Origin of the sequence: Pseudomonas sp. B21-048, from assembly GCF_024748615.1 — a bacterium.
Taxonomy (GTDB): domain Bacteria; phylum Pseudomonadota; class Gammaproteobacteria; order Pseudomonadales; family Pseudomonadaceae; genus Aquipseudomonas.
On record NZ_CP087168.1, the window covers coordinates 1,243,127 to 1,257,238 of the forward strand.

Sequence of the window (14,112 nt, forward strand, 5' to 3'; positions counted from 1 at the left end):
CCACCTATGTGAGTCGTTGGTAGGATGTTAGCTCCCGCTCAGAGCGGGAGCTAGATTCCAGACACAAAGAAGCCCGGCAACCTTAACGGCTTCAGTCGTTATTTTCTGGCTGGCGTGCTGCAAGCACCATCAAAGTGTGAAGTCTGAAAATCGCGGGGCTGGGAAATTGAGCCAGAACGCTTATTGAAATGGAGTTATGAAATGTCGATTTTTGCACTATGGCTCACTGTGTGTAACCCTATTGATTACAACGGCAAAACAGAGATGCACTGCTCTTCTCCTTCTCGAATGCCAACCACTTACTTCAAGCTTGAAGATTGCGAGAAAGCCAAAAAGCACCTTGAGACTGATCCCTACGCACTCTCATTCGATGCACCCGGCTCTAAGAACAAATACGCATGCAAAGAAGCTAAGGCTTAATTGCTACGATTTCACATCATCACTAAAATGGGTTGAGTAAATGAGTTTCTTACTGGCATCTGTAATTTGTAGCTCCATGGCATTTGACGCGAATTGTCACACAGAGAATTATAAAGCTGCTGTGAAATACTCGACTCAGGAAGAATGCATGGACATGGCTCACAGATACAATCTTGAAAACTTCAACAGAAAGAAAGATGTGATAGATCAGGATGGCAAGCCACAGAAAAAATGGACATACTACTGTAGAGTCATTGCCGACTGAGCACGCTCATACGCTTGTTATCGTGCAAAAAATACACAGATATAGAAAAGCCCGCCATTAGAGTGGGCCATGTTTCAATACTATTATTCGTTACAAGGCCATTTGTCTCGCATTGCAAGCCAGATGACATCGATCTTACGCTTGCTCATGACATCAGGATTCTTGCTCATATACTCAATAGTGGCTCTAACAGCATCATCATTGCTTGCCGTTTCAGGGGAGCACCATTTCATATCCTTGCTCACTCCACTTCCTAGGTAGCCCATTAGCTCTACAGCTCCTTGAACTTCACCTAGGCACAATCCAGCCTTCAAGGGATTGTCTTTCATTGGATCACGTAGTTTTTCGCCATTCATTAAACCCGTGTACACCCGGCACTGGTCAGCGAGTTCATTTCCATCAGCCATAGCACCACTACTTACCAGTGCCCCAACCAACGCAATCCCTGCCGCTATCCATGCCTTCATGATGATTCTCTTGGGGTGTGATGGCCCAATGTTATCGGGCTCTTGAGCATGAAGCCAGTCAACAGGGGAAATGGGCCGCCAGCATCTTAGGCGCTACTTGCACGCAATTACCATGCTTCTGCTCATGACTGACCCACCGTAGAGCCCATACTGATTTGCTGTGACTGTACTTCCTTGATCGCCCGCCTTTTCGAGCAAGTCATAACCGCGAGCCCCGCATAAATCCCCAGCCTTTTCGTAGCACTTTCCCCAGCTCAGTGCAGTCCCAGAGCAATCAATGCTGAAGCCCTCACGCCCATCAGGGGTGTAGGTTTTGGATGACGATGCACAGCCACTAAGAACCACCGCGACAGCACAGCTCAAGACAATAAGGCTCAGTTTCATTCGGACTTCCTTGGCGCTCGACGTGAGTTAATCCGCAGATTGTAGTTGGTTCTCCATGAGCACGAACAGACTCGCCCAACAATCTCGATCGAGCTACGATCCTCTTTCAACTCAACCAAGGATGACCCAATGAGCGACAGCAACGAAACGATGGCCGACGCATTGGAACTACTTCTTCTCAACCAACATGCTATCGCAGCCGGACTTGAGGAAGTGGCGCTGTGGATTGAGGCTCGCGGCTCTGTCGATACGCACTACAACATCACCACCGCGTTGGGAACGTTAGATTTGAATGCAGACGCGTTCACCACTGCTATAGAGAAGCTGCGTCAAAATTATCAGTAGCAAAAAACCAGATGGCCAGATGTGAAAAACCCCACCGAGGTGGGGCCTATTGCTTTTTACTTCTGGAGCCCCAACAGCCCCTCTAACAGTGGGTTCTTCGCGCTTTTCTTCCACTCAATGGGCGGCTGCTCACCCACCATCACCAGTGCCTCGTAGTTTCGAATCCCTGCGGTACTAGCAGCAAGCGCAACATGCTCTCGCATGATCCTCTCCGCATTGGCTGCGGTCGTGCCCGGAGTGAATTGAACCATCCAGACAGTGGTCAGCTTGCGTTTGACATAATGGCGCTCAGCAAGCACTCGCTCGAACGTCTTTCTCGCTTCTTCCGGAACATATCCGTTCAAATCAACGGTGAGAATCGCATAAATAGTCATGATTCACTCCCCCCGTGCTTTGTTGGCTTGAGAGACGACCGAACCAGCAAGAGTTTTTGTCTCTTCGCTGTACTTCTCACTCTGAAGCACCCGACCTGCTTTCGCTTCCATCTCAGCACTCGTTTGCTTTCCGGTGTTGGCTTGAGCCAACGTTGAGGCTGCGAGGCTTTTGGCTATTGCGGAGGCGCGGGGATCGCGGAGGGTTTCAGATGCCAGTTTGGCCGATTTCGATGAGGACTGCTTTTTATTGCTAGGCATGACAATTCACCTTTGTAGCTAGGGATAGTTTTGTCAGACCTAGGGATTACCGGCCAGCAGAGAACCGTTGACGAGCCCGTCAATGTTTGGCTCAATGCACTCCCCCTAGGGCTAACGTAATCGCTACTGTTTAGCTTTAGTTGGTGCGGGTGGTTGTGATCTAAGTTGTCCAGACCAAAACACGACTACTCGCAGACTTTTCTAAGTACCTCGTTCGAGGTCAGAAGCTAACGGCAAACCCCAACATGTAGGGTTTTTTCGCCGCCGAGATACAAGATAATGCGTTTTAAAGGGTGTTGCAACGTACTACTTGTGGATAAACCTGTGCGCAAATTGTGTGTGAAACGTGGAACGAGCGTGTAGGCCGCGACCTATCTGGAGCGCACCGTTTTTCATCGATTTTCAACGATTGAAAACAGTCATTTGGATTTTTAAGGGCGCGAACCCCATCACAAGATTCGAGCACCAGACGTCGATTCGGGTTGGGCTGCTGAGGTGTCTAGTGGGTCGGAGTCAAATTTACATTTTCATCATAATTATGCAGATTCTTGCTGACTGGTCGGGGTTTTTGTTTTTGGGGATTGTTATAGATGGCGCGGGTACTGACAGACGTCGTATGCAAGTCGTTTTCGATAACTCGTTAGTCGTGTGATGTCAGAAATAATTCGAGATTTTTAGGCAGATCGAGTGAGCATGCTTTTTCTATACCGATGATTTGTTGTTCGGTAAGGCGATAGTCATGTAATGAGTCTTCGTCTTTCTCCCACCCCATAATCAGTTTGAGTTCGATGGTGGAAATAGGGATCTGCTTCTCAAATGAAGGAAAATCCTCGCCTTTCGGAACCCCCATAATTAAATGCTTCATGGTTCTACCTTCCTTGTTGGATCTGCTGGTTTGTTCTGAGTGCCAGTTTCATGGTTGAACTCGCCCAAGTGTTTTCCACGCTTGTTGTACTTTTCAACGGCTCCATGCTGGAAGTCCCACTCGTAAATCGTTCCGCTTCTATCCTTCCAGCGTGGGCGCAACCCTCCGCCACCTTTGATTGGGGTTTTTGGGGTAGCCCATTTAGCGCCTGGAAAAGCTGGGAGAGAGTCAGGTTTTTGATGGTAGTTAAGCTGAGGCCTGCTCACCACAATATAAACCGGCAACACCCCCGAATCCGCCGGAAACACAAGAATGAAATCCTTGTACTCAGGCGGATACACCGGGTTCACGATGATGCTGTCAGCCGCCTTCGTCGGCGGATAAACCCAGATGTGCGGTGCTTGCGGTGCGGCTTCCAAAGCTGGGATGCCAAGGATGTTTGAACCGTCCTCGGCCGGTGTCCAGATCAGCTCGATACCATCCCCAAGCTCAGCCACTTGCTGACTGCCACGCAAGGTGAATTGCGCGACATCGACCATCTCCCAGTCACGGTTTTTGCCGGTGTAGAACCCGTATCCCTTGAGACTGCCGTCAGCCTGTTGTTCGACTTGCAGGCGAACGCGAGTACGGGCCTGTTTAAGGGCGCGCAGTTGATCTTCGGTGTAGAGCGAGCTGTCGCCAAGGCTCGACGGTATGATCAGGGCCACCAAGCCTGCCAAGGTGGCCGCAGCGGTGCTGGCGGCGACTGCGGGCAGTGCGGCGAACGCTGAGCCGGTCAAAGCAAAGCTGCCGAAACCTGCTGGAATCGCAGTGCTACTGATTTTCTTGAGCGGCACGACACCGCTTTCATCGGCCTCACGAGCACCAAGCAGAACCAGTTCGCCGTAATCTTTCAGGCTGTCAGTCGGAACAACGCCGGAGGGATTCGTGTAGTCGATGATGGCGTCGGGCAGCTTGCAGGACTTGGCGAACACGCATCCGGCGCGGACAACGTCGTCCTTTTTTGCCGTGACCTGAAGGCTGTCTTCGAAGGCCTGCTGCCTCGCCAGCATGGCGTCGTAGGCGTTTTGCCTGGCGTCCCGCTCCGCCAGTTCGGTGGCCGTCATGTAGCGGTGGGTGATGTGATGCCCGTCGCCTGACGGTGGGTTTTGAACCCGGGGAATGTCCTTGTTGCCAGCCACTGATTGTCCTTTCGCTCGTCCATCGGCAACCCCGGAAAGAGGGGCTGCGCGACGTTAACGAACGTGGTTAATCGTGGCTGTAGGACGAATCCTGAATGTCGTTAAGAGTGTTCTTTTTCGCTCAGGAAAACAGGTGCAGAGCTCTTGCGACTCGCCGCCGCCGTCACCGCATAACCGATCAATGCCGCCAGTATCGAGCCGGTCAGAATCCCCATTCGATCCATCCCGGCGTATTCACTGCTGCCGGGCACGAAGGCCAGGGAGCCGACGAACAGGCTCATGGTGAAACCGATGCCGCAGAGGATCGCCACGCCCAGCACCTGACCCCAGTTGGCGCCTTGGGGCAGGGCAGCGATGCCGATTTTTACCGCCAGCCAGGTCAGGCCGAAGACACCGACGGTCTTGCCCAGTAGCAGGCCGACGGCGATGCCCATCGGCACGTCGTGGGTGAAGCTTTCGACGGTCACGCCACTCAGTGACAGGCCGGCGTTGGCGAAGGCAAACAGCGGCAGGATGCCGTAGGCCACCCACGGGTGCAGGGCATGTTCCAGGGTCAGCAGCGGCGAAGGCTCAGCGTTTTTCGTGCGCAGTGGAATGCAGAAGGCCAGCGTCACGCCGGCCAGCGTGGCGTGCACACCGCTCTTGAGTACGCAGACCCAGAGGATCAGCCCGATGATCATGTATGGCCCGAGCTTCACCACGCCGAGTCGATTCATCCCGATCAAGGCCGCGATGCAGGCCGCAGCCAACGCCAGGGACAAGGTCGACAGTGCGCCGGAATAGAAGATCGCGATGATGATGATGATCGCGCCCAGGTCGTCGATGATCGCGAGAGTCATGAGGAACAGTTTCAGCGACACCGGCACGCGTTTACCCAACAGGGCCAGTACGCCGAGGGCGAAGGCGATGTCGGTGGCGGTCGGGATGGCCCAGCCACTCAAGGCTGGCGGGTTATCTCGATTGAGGAACCAGTAGATCAGCGCCGGCACCACCATGCCGCCAATCGCCGCCGCGCCGGGCAGGACGATCTGCGACGGTTTCGACAGTTGGCCGTCGAGGACTTCGCGCTTCACTTCCAGCCCGATCAGCAGGAAGAACAGGGCCATCAGGCCATCGTTGATCCACAGCAGCAGCGGCTTGGCGATTTTCAGCGCGCCGATCTGAGCCACCACCGGGGTGTCCAGCAGCCCGCTATAGAGCCACGACAGCGATGAGTTGTTGATGATCAGGGCGAGGGCAGCCGCGGCGATCAATAACAGACCGCTGGCAGCTTCCAACTGAAAGAAACGCGTGAACGTGCTACGCAGAGGCAAGGTCGCTCTCCATCGATGAATTCAAAAGGTGGCACACCCTAACCCGTACCGTTAGTTGTTAAAACAAAAGTTATATTCTTTTTTGTTATATGCCGTTACAACGCGGACGGTCAGCAAAGGCCTGAGCCTAGCAGTTGCCGGACGTATTGGACCTCAGCTGTATCTGTGCATGATGTAGGTTCTTTCCTAAGCTTGTGGGCTGAGCCTTGCGACAAGGCCGACTCTTTGCCTGATTCAACGAGAAAACCATCATGAGCGACAACCGACAGTGGGCCCGCGAAGCCATCCGGATCATCGAAGCCGACTTCCAGCGCAGCGCCGATACCCACCTGATCCCCTTGCCGCTGCCGGGGTTGCCGGGCATCGAGTTGTACTTCAAGGATGAGTCGAGCCATCCCACCGGTAGCCTGAAACATCGGCTGGCGCGCTCGTTGTTCCTCTACGCCCTGTGTAACGGCTGGCTCAAACCCGGTGCGCCGGTGATCGAAGCCTCCAGCGGCTCGACGGCGATTTCCGAGGCGTACTTCGCCCGGTTGCTGGGATTGCCGTTCATTGCGGTGATGCCCGCGACCACGTCCAAGGAAAAGATCGCGCAGATCGCTTTCTACGGTGGCAAGAGCCATCTGGTGGACGATCCGACGCAGATATACGCCGAGTCCGAACGCCTGGCTCGCGAACACGACGGGCACTTCATCGATCAGTTCACTTACGCCGAGCGCGCCACCGACTGGCGGGCGAACAACAACATCGCCGAATCGATCTTCCAGCAGATGCGCTTCGAGCAGCACCCGGAGCCGAGCTGGCTGATTTCCAGCTCCGGCACCGGCGGCACTACCGCGACGCTGGGCCGTTACGTGCGCTATCGCCAGCATTGCACCCGCGTGCTGTGCGCTGATGCCGAGCGTTCGGTGTTCTTCGATTATTACCAGACCGGTGATGCCAGCCTGCGTCTGGATTGCGGGTCACGGATTGAAGGCATTGGTCGGCCACGGGTGGAAGCGTCGTTCCTGCCCAAGGTGATCGATGCGATGGTCAAAGTGCCGGATGCGTTGTCGCTGGCGGCCATGCATTACCTGGCGCAGCGTTTGGGGCGACGGGTCGGCGGATCGAGCGGGACCAACCTGATCGGCGCTTTGATGGCCGCCCAGCAGATGGTGGCGGCGGGGGAATCGGGGTCGATCGTGGCGATTCTGTGCGATGGCGGCGAGCGCTATGCCACCACCTATTACGATCAGGCCTGGCTCAAGGTCCAGGGGTATGAGTTGAGTGGTTTGCTGGATGCCGTGGCGGCGAGTGTCGAGCGCGGCGAGCCGCTGCCGGCCAGCGTGTTGCGCGCCAATATCTGACGTGATGATCGTTCCTACACTCTGCGTGGGAATGCCTCACCGGACGCTCTGCGTCCGCTTTTGGGACGCGGAGCGTCCCTGGCTGCATTCCTTTGCTGCGCGTGGGAATGATCATCTCGGTTTCAGGCCTCGAGGCCAAGAATGTCTCGGGCCACCGCTTCAGCAATCCGAATCCCGTCAACGCCCGCCGACAGAATCCCGCCCGCATAACCCGCGCCTTCACCGGCGGGGAACAAGCCCTTCACGTTCAGGCTCTGCATCGACTCGTTACGGGTAATCCGCAGTGGCGATGACGTGCGCGTCTCGATCCCGGTCAACACCGCGTCATGCAACGAGTAGCCACGAATCTGCTTCTCGAACGCCGGCAAGGCTTCGCGAATCGCTTCGATGGCGAACGCCGGCAAAGCCAGGGCCAAATCGCCCAAGGCAACGCCCGGCTTGTAGGACGGCTCAACACTGCCCAATTCAGTGGATGGCTTGCCTGCGATGAAGTCGCCAACCAATTGTGCTGGCGCTTCGTAATTGCTGCCGCCCAGCACAAAGGCGTGGGATTCCAGGCGTTCCTGCAACTCGATGCCGGCCAGCGGGCCGCCCGGGTAATCGACTTCCGGAGTAATCCCGACGACGATCCCGGAGTTGGCGTTGCGTTCGTTACGCGAGTACTGGCTCATGCCGTTGGTGACCACGCGGTTCGGCTCGGAAGTCGCCGCCACCACGGTGCCGCCCGGGCACATGCAGAAGCTGTAGACCGAACGACCGTTCTTGGCGTGGTGCACCAGTTTGTAGTCGGCGGCACCGAGTTTCGGGTGCCCGGCGTATTTGCCCAGGCGCGCGCGGTCGATCAGCGATTGTGGGTGCTCGATACGGAAACCCACCGAGAACGGCTTGGCTTCCATGTATACGCCACGGCCGTGAAGCATGCGGAAGGTGTCTCGGGCACTGTGGCCGAGAGCCAGAATCACGTGTTTCGAATGAATCTGCTCACCGCCATTGAGCTCGACGCCGACCAATTGGCCGTCCTCGATCAACACATCGGTGACGCGCTGCTGGAAGCGCACTTCGCCGCCCATGGCGCGAATCTGCTCACGCATGTTTTCCACTACACCGGTCAGACGGAACGTACCGATGTGCGGTTTGCTGACGTAGAGGATTTCTTCCGGCGCGCCGGCCTTGACGAACTCGTGCAAGACTTTGCGACCGATGAATTTCGGGTCCTTGATCTGGCTGTAGAGCTTGCCGTCGGAGAACGTACCCGCGCCGCCTTCACCGAATTGCACGTTGGACTCGGGGTTGAGCACGCTTTTGCGCCACAGGCCCCAAGTGTCTTTGGTGCGCTGACGCACTTCAGTGCCACGTTCGAGAATGATCGGCTTGAAGCCCATTTGCGCCAGCAGCAGCCCGGCGAAGATTCCGCACGGGCCGAAACCCACCACGACAGGACGTTGCTCAAGATCGGCTGGCGCCTGGCCGACCACTTTGTAGCTGACATCCGGCGCCACGTTGACGTTACGGTCATCGGCGAATGTGTGCAGCACCGACGCCTCATCGCGAACATTGAGGTCGATGGTGTAGATGAAGCACAGTTCGGAGGACTTTTTGCGCGCATCGTAGCTGCGCTTGAACAAGGTGAAATCGAGCAGGTCATCACTGGCGATGCCCAGGCGCTGCACGATGGCAGGGCGCAGGTCTTCTTCGGGATGGTCGATCGGCAGCTTGAGTTCAGTGATTCGTAACATGACGGGATCCGGTTCGCGGGGCGCACAACTGCGCCAAGGCGTTTGAAGCCGGCGATTATAAGCCTCAAAGGATGATTCCCGTGAGGCAAAAACGATCAGTCGTTACGCGATCCGCCGAAATACCCACAGCCGCGTTGCACCTGGCCATCGATGCGCAGCTCGGCGCTCATGTGCTGCACGCTGCCGGTGCTGCTGTCGACGCAACGTTGCGGCGCGACCCAGAGCTCGATGCGCTGATTATTGGCTTCGGTGCTGAGGTTGAAGCGGCCATCGCCCAGCTGCTCTTCAACATACGGCAGGGCCAGGGGGGGCTGACCGGCGCGGTCGATGACCATGCCTTTGCCGCTGACTTTGACGTTCCATTCAGGGCCATGGCCGGCGGCGCGCAGGATCAGCAGTTTGAAATTGGGATCGTCGCACGCCGTACCTGAGCGCTCGACGCGGTAGAGCTGTTCCAGATCGAGCCGGCTATCGGCACCATTGGCAACGATCCGGCCTCGCACGTCAGCAAACAACTTGCCCTGATCATCGGCCAGGGTTGCGGCCTCTTGCAGGACACTGGTGCCGCCGGTGTCGTTGACCACATAACTGCGCTGCTCATTGCATGGCTGGAACAGCAACTTGCCGTCGACCGCCGTCAACTGGCCCTGCATGCGGGTCTGGCCCACATGGGAAGCACTTTCGCGCGGGCCATCAAGCAACTGGCAGGCAGCGAACAGCGGAAGCAGGGCAACAAGCACTAAGGAACGGGCAACACGCATCTTTGAGTCTCCTGACAAGTGCCGCCACGTTACTTAGCCTGACCGCTCATCACAACCCTGCAATGTCCTCGCTTTTCTACGGGTCGCGTTTGGTTTCGCCGACGCGGTAAGTCTGGCCGGTCTGTAAGCCTTCCACGCTTTTGGCGTAGGCCAGCGCTACTTCGGCGGCGGGAACCGGTTTGAAACCGCGGAAGTACGGGGCGTAGCTGCCCATGGCTTCGACCAGCACGTTCGGGCTGACCGAGTTGATGCGCAAACCGCGCGGCAGTTCGATCGCCGCTGCACGGACGAAGCTGTCCAGAGCGCCATTGACCAGCGAGGCCGAGCTGCCGGTACGAATCGGATCGTGGCTGAGGATGCCGGTGGTGAAGGTGAATGATGCACCGTCATTGGCGAATTCCCGGCCGATCAGCAGCAGGTTGACCTGGCCCATCAGCTTGTCCCGCAAGCCGAGCTCGAAGTCTTGTTCGGTCATGGTGGCCAGCGGCACGAAGTTGACGCTGCCGGCGGCGCAGATCAGCGCATCGAAGTTGCCGGTTTGTTGGAACAATTTGCGGATCGAGGCGCTGTCACTGATGTCGACCTGAAACTCACCGCTTTTACGGCCGATACGGATGATTTCGTGGCGTTGGGACAGTTCATGATCAATGGCCGAACCGACGGTGCCAGAGGCGCCAATCAAAAGAATTTTCATCGTTCTGTACCTGAATGGGTTGGATTTAAATTTAAGTTTAGAGTGGTTTTTTCCATTGATAAGCGGGCTAATAGGCAACCTTTGGTTTTCAAATGGAAACAATCCCATGAGCGAAATGGATGACCTGGCGGCATTCGCGGTGTTGATCGAGGCGGGCAGTTTCACCCTGGCCGCTCAACAGCTGGGTTGCAGCAAGGGACAACTCTCCAAGCGCATCAGCCTGCTGGAAACACGGTTTTGCGTGGTGTTGCTGCAACGCACCACACGCCGCTTGAGCCTGACGGCGGCGGGCGCGGCGCTGTTGCCGCAAGCTCAGGCGCTGGTGGTGCAGGTGGAGCGTGCGCGTCAGGCTTTGGCGCGGTTGAAAGATGACATGGCCGGCCCGGTGCGGATGACGGTTCCGGTCTCACTGGGGGAAACGTTCTTCGACGGAGCACTGCTGGAGTTTTCCCGGCAGTATCCCGAGGTGCAGATCGAGCTGGAGCTCAACAATAACTACCGCGACCTGTCCCGGGACGGGTTCGACCTGGCGATCCGTTCGGAAGTGGCCAACGATGAACGCTTGGTCGCCCGACCGCTACTGGCCTGGCACGAGATGACCTGCGCCAGCCCCGCGTACCTTGAGCGATTCGGTGAACCGCTGACGCCTCAGGCCCTGGCGGAACATCGCTGCCTGCTCAACAGCCATTACAGCGGTCGCGAAGAATGGCTTTATCACCAACAGCACGAGTTGCTGCGGGTGCGAGTGTCGGGACCGTTTGCCAGCAACCACTACAACCTCTTGAAGAAGGCCGCGCTGGCGGATGCGGGCATTGCGCGTTTGCCGTCGTACCTGCTGCAAGAGGAATTGGCTGACGGGCGTTTGCGCTGGCTCCTGCGCGATTATCAGACTCGCAGTATGCCGATGTACCTGGTGCACCCGTATCAGGGCGGTTTGCCGAAACGCACCCACGTGCTGGCGGATTATTTGATCGGTTGGTTCAAGCGCAGCGGCGAGGCGTTGGATCGGCTTCGGCGGTGACTGGAACTTGTGTAATTGGATCGGCCGTAGCGGTAACGGCGATGGATACAATTGGATCGACTCATGACGATCGGCAGCTCCTACGAGGGGCGTATTACCAACTGGGATCTACCGCACCCGTAAGTCGGTCAGGCTACGCTGACTTTATTGACGCTGGTGATCTGGCCATTCCAGATCATCTCGTAGTGGGCTGCTTGAATGACTGAGCAGACGGGTTTCGGAGTCATCAGCGCCCAGCAGTAGTTGCCAGGCATACGCACGGAGTTGTACCGCAGACCCCGCCATCCAGCCTCCTTGATTGCCTTTCCCAAGCGATGGGAGTGCGTGTAATCGACGGGATCGTAGATCGGATCGTTCATCGGAATGGAGACGGCATCCCTCATGGCTTCGTCAACGAACGTGCAGGATAAACCCCGGAAAACGAACCTCTCGTAATTGAGGCCCTGAACTTTCGACCAATACTGATTCTGGTGATGCTGCACTTCAGCCAGCGCGGTTTCCATCGAGGCCGCCAAATACAACACGCCGAAACTGCCATCGCTGAAACGCGAACCCGCTGGGTTGATGTGGGTGAAAGGCGCTGTTGCGTAAGAGCATCCAGGGATGCCAAAGGGAATCTGCGCACGCAGTATCAGCTCAAGCCGACCTAGCTCATTTTGCAGTCTCGGATTGGTGAGGGCTTGTATCTGATACAACACATCAAATTCGTCCGCGTCCGCCACGTCGTCAAACAACGCAATGGGGGGGAACTTTGAATTGACCAATCGATAGGCCTGCAATTGCTCACCGGGCAATGCCGCCAACTGGCTCACCATCACCATTGTGCGCCTCGCAGCACGTCGATTCGCCGAAACGTCTCGTACAGGGAAATCATATCCCCCTGAGACATGATTTCGAGCGGGGTACGCCCGTTGAAGAACTCGTTTTCGTTCGCCATCGCCGGAAAACCATAGACGTTTTCAGGGTTATCAAAGACAAGGCGCAGCGTGGCGTGGATGTTGAGAATAAAACTGATGCGCTGCATCTGGTCTGAATCCAGACTGACGGACCAATCGGGATCGCGCTGCTTTGCCCGGGAGTACGTACTGCGGGAAATACGCAGGATCCGACAGGCCTGATCGCCCGACGCCTGCCACTTTTCGAGTATGCCTACAGCGGCTCGCAGGCCAGTCACGCACTGGTCTTTGGTGAATGCTTGTGCCAGGGGGAGAGCTGTCATGATGATCACTTGAGATTGGTCTGTAGATACAAATATATGAGTAATGTATCTAGGGGGCAAGCTCGTTTATGCTGGAAAAATACACAGCTCCTACGGGGGATCTTTGTTGTTGTGAAGTTTGTGCCAGGCATAAAAAAGGTTCTTCACGGAATCCCGGGAAACACAGAAACAAGAACGCCGATTTGATTGATGATGTTCGTGCGAGCAAACACATCTAACAAACCGGCGTTCTTATGCGCGATATTAATACTTTCCTTCCTTTTTGGGAGGGCTTTTCTGTTGTCACCATCAAGCCTGATGGCGATACCCTACAAATCGATCTAACCCCTCACGCCACCCGGTTCCCATCTTGTGGCGGGTGCCAAAAGCCCTGTTCAACCACTCATGAGTATTGCGAGCGAACCGTTCGTGATTTGCCCATCCTCGGCCGTGCGGTGCGTCTCAGCGTGTTGCTCAGACGTGTTGGCTGCCGTGATTGCGGCAAACGCATGGAAGCCGTCAGTTGGCTGGATCGCTATGCCCGCATGACGCGCCGCCTGTCTGAGGCCGTCATTCAAGCCTGCGAGCGTCTGCCCACGCTGCACGTGGCTCAGATGTTTGGGCTGCATTGGGACACCGTGCGGTTGCTGGAGCGTCGGGCCTTGCAAGCGGCGCTGAGTGTTTTGCCGAAGGCGCAGCCACGGCGCCTGGTGATGGACGAATTCGCCCTGTTCAAAGGTCATCGCTACGCCAGCGTTGTGCTGGATGCGGATACACGACGAGTGCTGTGGATCGGCGAAGGCCGCAGCCGAGCGGCGGTCAGGCCATTTTTCGAAGAGCTCGGACCGCAGGGTTGCGCTCGCATAGAAGCGGTGGCGATGGACATGAACACCGCGTTTGACCTGGAGGTTCGCCAGCAATGTCCGAACGCGCGAGTGATCTACGACCTCTTTCATGTGGTGGCCAAATATGGCCGAGAGGTCATTGATCGAGTCCGCGTCGACGAAGCTAATCGGCTACGTCACGACAAGCCTGCGCGCAAGGTCATCAAGCAAGCGCGATGGCTGCTTCTGCGTAATCCGCAGAACCTGAAAACGCCGGAGCAACAGGTCCGTTTGGAGGATCTGCTGGCGGCCAACCAAGCGTTGATGACGGTCTACTTGATGAAGGCTGAACTCAAAACGCTTTGGACGCCGAGCACCGCTTGGGGCTGGCGATCAGCCTGGAAGCAATGGCTGCGCCATGCTCAAGAAAGTGAAATACCGGCTCTGATCCAGTTTGCAAAGCGACTAAAGGGTTACTGGCGGGGCATCGTCAGCCGGGTTCGCTGGCCGATGCACACGGGTCAGCTGGAAGGCATAAACAATCGAATAAAGGTCATTAAGCGGATGGCGTACGGTTACCGGGACAGCGAATTCTTTTTCATGAAGATCAAGAGCGTCTTTCCCGGTAATCCGTGAAGAACCATAAAAAACGGCCCGAAG

General features: G+C 56.4%; 16 protein-coding genes. 5 read left to right on the forward strand and 11 right to left on the reverse strand.

Going from position 1 to position 14,112, the window contains the following annotated elements; genetic code table 11:
- Positions 1 to 201: 201 nt before the first annotated feature.
- Entirely contained in the window at positions 202 to 420 is a 219-nt protein-coding gene (locus tag LOY56_RS05610; RefSeq protein WP_258620424.1) for a hypothetical protein, read from the forward strand.
- Positions 421 to 768: 348 nt separating this feature from the next.
- Here the strand turns inward: LOY56_RS05610 and LOY56_RS05615 are convergent, their stop codons facing one another.
- Complete coding sequence (locus LOY56_RS05615; RefSeq protein ID WP_258620425.1) at positions 769 to 1,152, reverse strand: Rap1a/Tai family immunity protein; 384 nt, start codon at positions 1,150 to 1,152, stop codon at positions 769 to 771.
- 513 nt (positions 1,153 to 1,665) lie between these two features.
- Here LOY56_RS05615 and LOY56_RS05620 point away from each other — a divergent pair.
- Complete coding sequence (locus tag LOY56_RS05620; RefSeq protein ID WP_258620426.1) at positions 1,666 to 1,881, forward strand: hypothetical protein; 216 nt, start codon at positions 1,666 to 1,668, stop codon at positions 1,879 to 1,881.
- A gap of 56 nt (positions 1,882 to 1,937) precedes the next feature.
- Here LOY56_RS05620 and LOY56_RS05625 read toward each other — a convergent pair whose 3' ends face one another.
- The 5 genes from LOY56_RS05625 to nhaA form a co-directional block, all read right to left on the reverse strand.
- Positions 1,938 to 2,255, reverse strand: coding sequence for a hypothetical protein (locus LOY56_RS05625; protein ID WP_258620427.1), 318 nt, complete (start codon positions 2,253 to 2,255; stop codon positions 1,938 to 1,940).
- 3 nt (positions 2,256 to 2,258) lie between these two features.
- A complete protein-coding gene (locus LOY56_RS05630) occupies positions 2,259 to 2,513 on the reverse strand; it encodes a hypothetical protein (RefSeq protein ID WP_258620428.1) in 255 nt (84 codons plus the stop codon).
- Positions 2,514 to 3,153: 640 nt separating this feature from the next.
- Positions 3,154 to 3,378 (reverse strand): hypothetical protein, encoded by a 225-nt coding sequence (locus LOY56_RS05635; protein ID WP_095632402.1) that lies wholly within the window; start codon positions 3,376 to 3,378, stop codon positions 3,154 to 3,156.
- A complete protein-coding gene (locus LOY56_RS05640) occupies positions 3,375 to 4,559 on the reverse strand; it encodes a colicin E3/pyocin S6 family cytotoxin (RefSeq protein WP_258620429.1) in 1,185 nt (394 codons plus the stop codon). The genes LOY56_RS05635 and LOY56_RS05640 overlap by 4 nt, the downstream gene beginning before the upstream one ends.
- Positions 4,560 to 4,660: 101 nt before the next feature.
- Positions 4,661 to 5,872, reverse strand: coding sequence for a Na+/H+ antiporter NhaA (gene nhaA, locus LOY56_RS05645; RefSeq protein ID WP_258620430.1), 1,212 nt, complete (start codon positions 5,870 to 5,872; stop codon positions 4,661 to 4,663).
- A gap of 248 nt (positions 5,873 to 6,120) precedes the next feature.
- Between nhaA and LOY56_RS05650 the strand changes: the two genes are divergently transcribed.
- The gene (locus tag LOY56_RS05650) at positions 6,121 to 7,218 is read left to right on the forward strand and encodes a PLP-dependent cysteine synthase family protein (protein ID WP_258622570.1); all 1,098 of its coding nucleotides are present in this window, start codon (positions 6,121 to 6,123) and stop codon (positions 7,216 to 7,218) included.
- Positions 7,219 to 7,340: 122 nt separating this feature from the next.
- Here the strand turns inward: LOY56_RS05650 and LOY56_RS05655 are convergent, their stop codons facing one another.
- The 3 genes from LOY56_RS05655 to LOY56_RS05665 all read right to left on the reverse strand — a co-directional run bounded on the left by LOY56_RS05655 (position 7,341) and on the right by LOY56_RS05665 (position 10,409).
- Positions 7,341 to 8,954: an NAD(P)/FAD-dependent oxidoreductase gene (locus LOY56_RS05655; RefSeq protein WP_258620431.1), complete on the reverse strand. Its 1,614-nt coding sequence runs from the start codon at positions 8,952 to 8,954 to the stop codon at positions 7,341 to 7,343.
- A gap of 95 nt (positions 8,955 to 9,049) precedes the next feature.
- Entirely contained in the window at positions 9,050 to 9,715 is a 666-nt protein-coding gene (locus LOY56_RS05660) for a COG3650 family protein (protein WP_258620432.1), read from the reverse strand.
- Between the two features lie 76 nt (positions 9,716 to 9,791).
- On the reverse strand, positions 9,792 to 10,409 hold the full coding sequence (locus tag LOY56_RS05665; RefSeq protein ID WP_258620433.1) for a short chain dehydrogenase: 618 nt from the start codon (positions 10,407 to 10,409) through the stop codon (positions 9,792 to 9,794).
- Positions 10,410 to 10,515: 106 nt separating this feature from the next.
- On the opposite strand from LOY56_RS05665, the gene LOY56_RS05670 reads away from it, so the two are divergent.
- Positions 10,516 to 11,430 carry a LysR family transcriptional regulator gene (locus tag LOY56_RS05670; protein WP_258620434.1) on the forward strand — a complete coding sequence of 305 codons (915 nt, stop codon included), beginning with the start codon at positions 10,516 to 10,518 and terminating at the stop codon, positions 11,428 to 11,430.
- 128 nt (positions 11,431 to 11,558) lie between these two features.
- On the opposite strand, the gene LOY56_RS05675 is transcribed toward LOY56_RS05670, so the two are convergent.
- On the reverse strand, positions 11,559 to 12,251 hold the full coding sequence (locus LOY56_RS05675) for an RES family NAD+ phosphorylase (protein ID WP_258620436.1): 693 nt from the start codon (positions 12,249 to 12,251) through the stop codon (positions 11,559 to 11,561).
- Positions 12,245 to 12,649, reverse strand: a complete 405-nt coding sequence (locus tag LOY56_RS05680) for an antitoxin Xre-like helix-turn-helix domain-containing protein (RefSeq protein ID WP_258620437.1) — start codon at positions 12,647 to 12,649, stop codon at positions 12,245 to 12,247. Before LOY56_RS05680 ends, LOY56_RS05675 begins: the two co-directional genes overlap by 7 nt.
- Before the next feature lie 233 nt (positions 12,650 to 12,882).
- Between LOY56_RS05680 and LOY56_RS05685 the strand changes: the two genes are divergently transcribed.
- A complete protein-coding gene (locus LOY56_RS05685; protein WP_258614918.1) occupies positions 12,883 to 14,088 on the forward strand; it encodes an ISL3 family transposase in 1,206 nt (401 codons plus the stop codon).
- Positions 14,089 to 14,112 lie beyond the last annotated feature (24 nt).

Excerpts from the sequence above, each read along its gene's own strand:
- LOY56_RS05610 (WP_258620424.1), top strand. The coding sequence starts at position 202 with ATGTCGATTTTTGCACTATGGCTCACTGTGTGTAACCCTATTGATTAC.
- LOY56_RS05615 (WP_258620425.1), bottom strand. The coding sequence starts at position 1,152 with ATGAAGGCATGGATAGCGGCAGGGATTGCGTTGGTTGGGGCACTGGTA.
- LOY56_RS05620 (WP_258620426.1), top strand. The coding sequence starts at position 1,666 with ATGAGCGACAGCAACGAAACGATGGCCGACGCATTGGAACTACTTCTT.
- LOY56_RS05625 (WP_258620427.1), bottom strand. The coding sequence starts at position 2,255 with ATGACTATTTATGCGATTCTCACCGTTGATTTGAACGGATATGTTCCG.
- LOY56_RS05630 (WP_258620428.1), bottom strand. The coding sequence starts at position 2,513 with ATGCCTAGCAATAAAAAGCAGTCCTCATCGAAATCGGCCAAACTGGCA.
- LOY56_RS05635 (WP_095632402.1), bottom strand. The coding sequence starts at position 3,378 with ATGAAGCATTTAATTATGGGGGTTCCGAAAGGCGAGGATTTTCCTTCA.
- LOY56_RS05655 (WP_258620431.1), bottom strand. The coding sequence starts at position 8,954 with ATGTTACGAATCACTGAACTCAAGCTGCCGATCGACCATCCCGAAGAA.
- LOY56_RS05660 (WP_258620432.1), bottom strand. The coding sequence starts at position 9,715 with ATGCGTGTTGCCCGTTCCTTAGTGCTTGTTGCCCTGCTTCCGCTGTTC.
- LOY56_RS05665 (WP_258620433.1), bottom strand. The coding sequence starts at position 10,409 with ATGAAAATTCTTTTGATTGGCGCCTCTGGCACCGTCGGTTCGGCCATT.
- LOY56_RS05670 (WP_258620434.1), top strand. The coding sequence starts at position 10,516 with ATGAGCGAAATGGATGACCTGGCGGCATTCGCGGTGTTGATCGAGGCG.
- LOY56_RS05675 (WP_258620436.1), bottom strand. The coding sequence starts at position 12,251 with ATGGTGATGGTGAGCCAGTTGGCGGCATTGCCCGGTGAGCAATTGCAG.
- LOY56_RS05680 (WP_258620437.1), bottom strand. The coding sequence starts at position 12,649 with ATGACAGCTCTCCCCCTGGCACAAGCATTCACCAAAGACCAGTGCGTG.
- LOY56_RS05685 (WP_258614918.1), top strand. The coding sequence starts at position 12,883 with ATGCGCGATATTAATACTTTCCTTCCTTTTTGGGAGGGCTTTTCTGTT.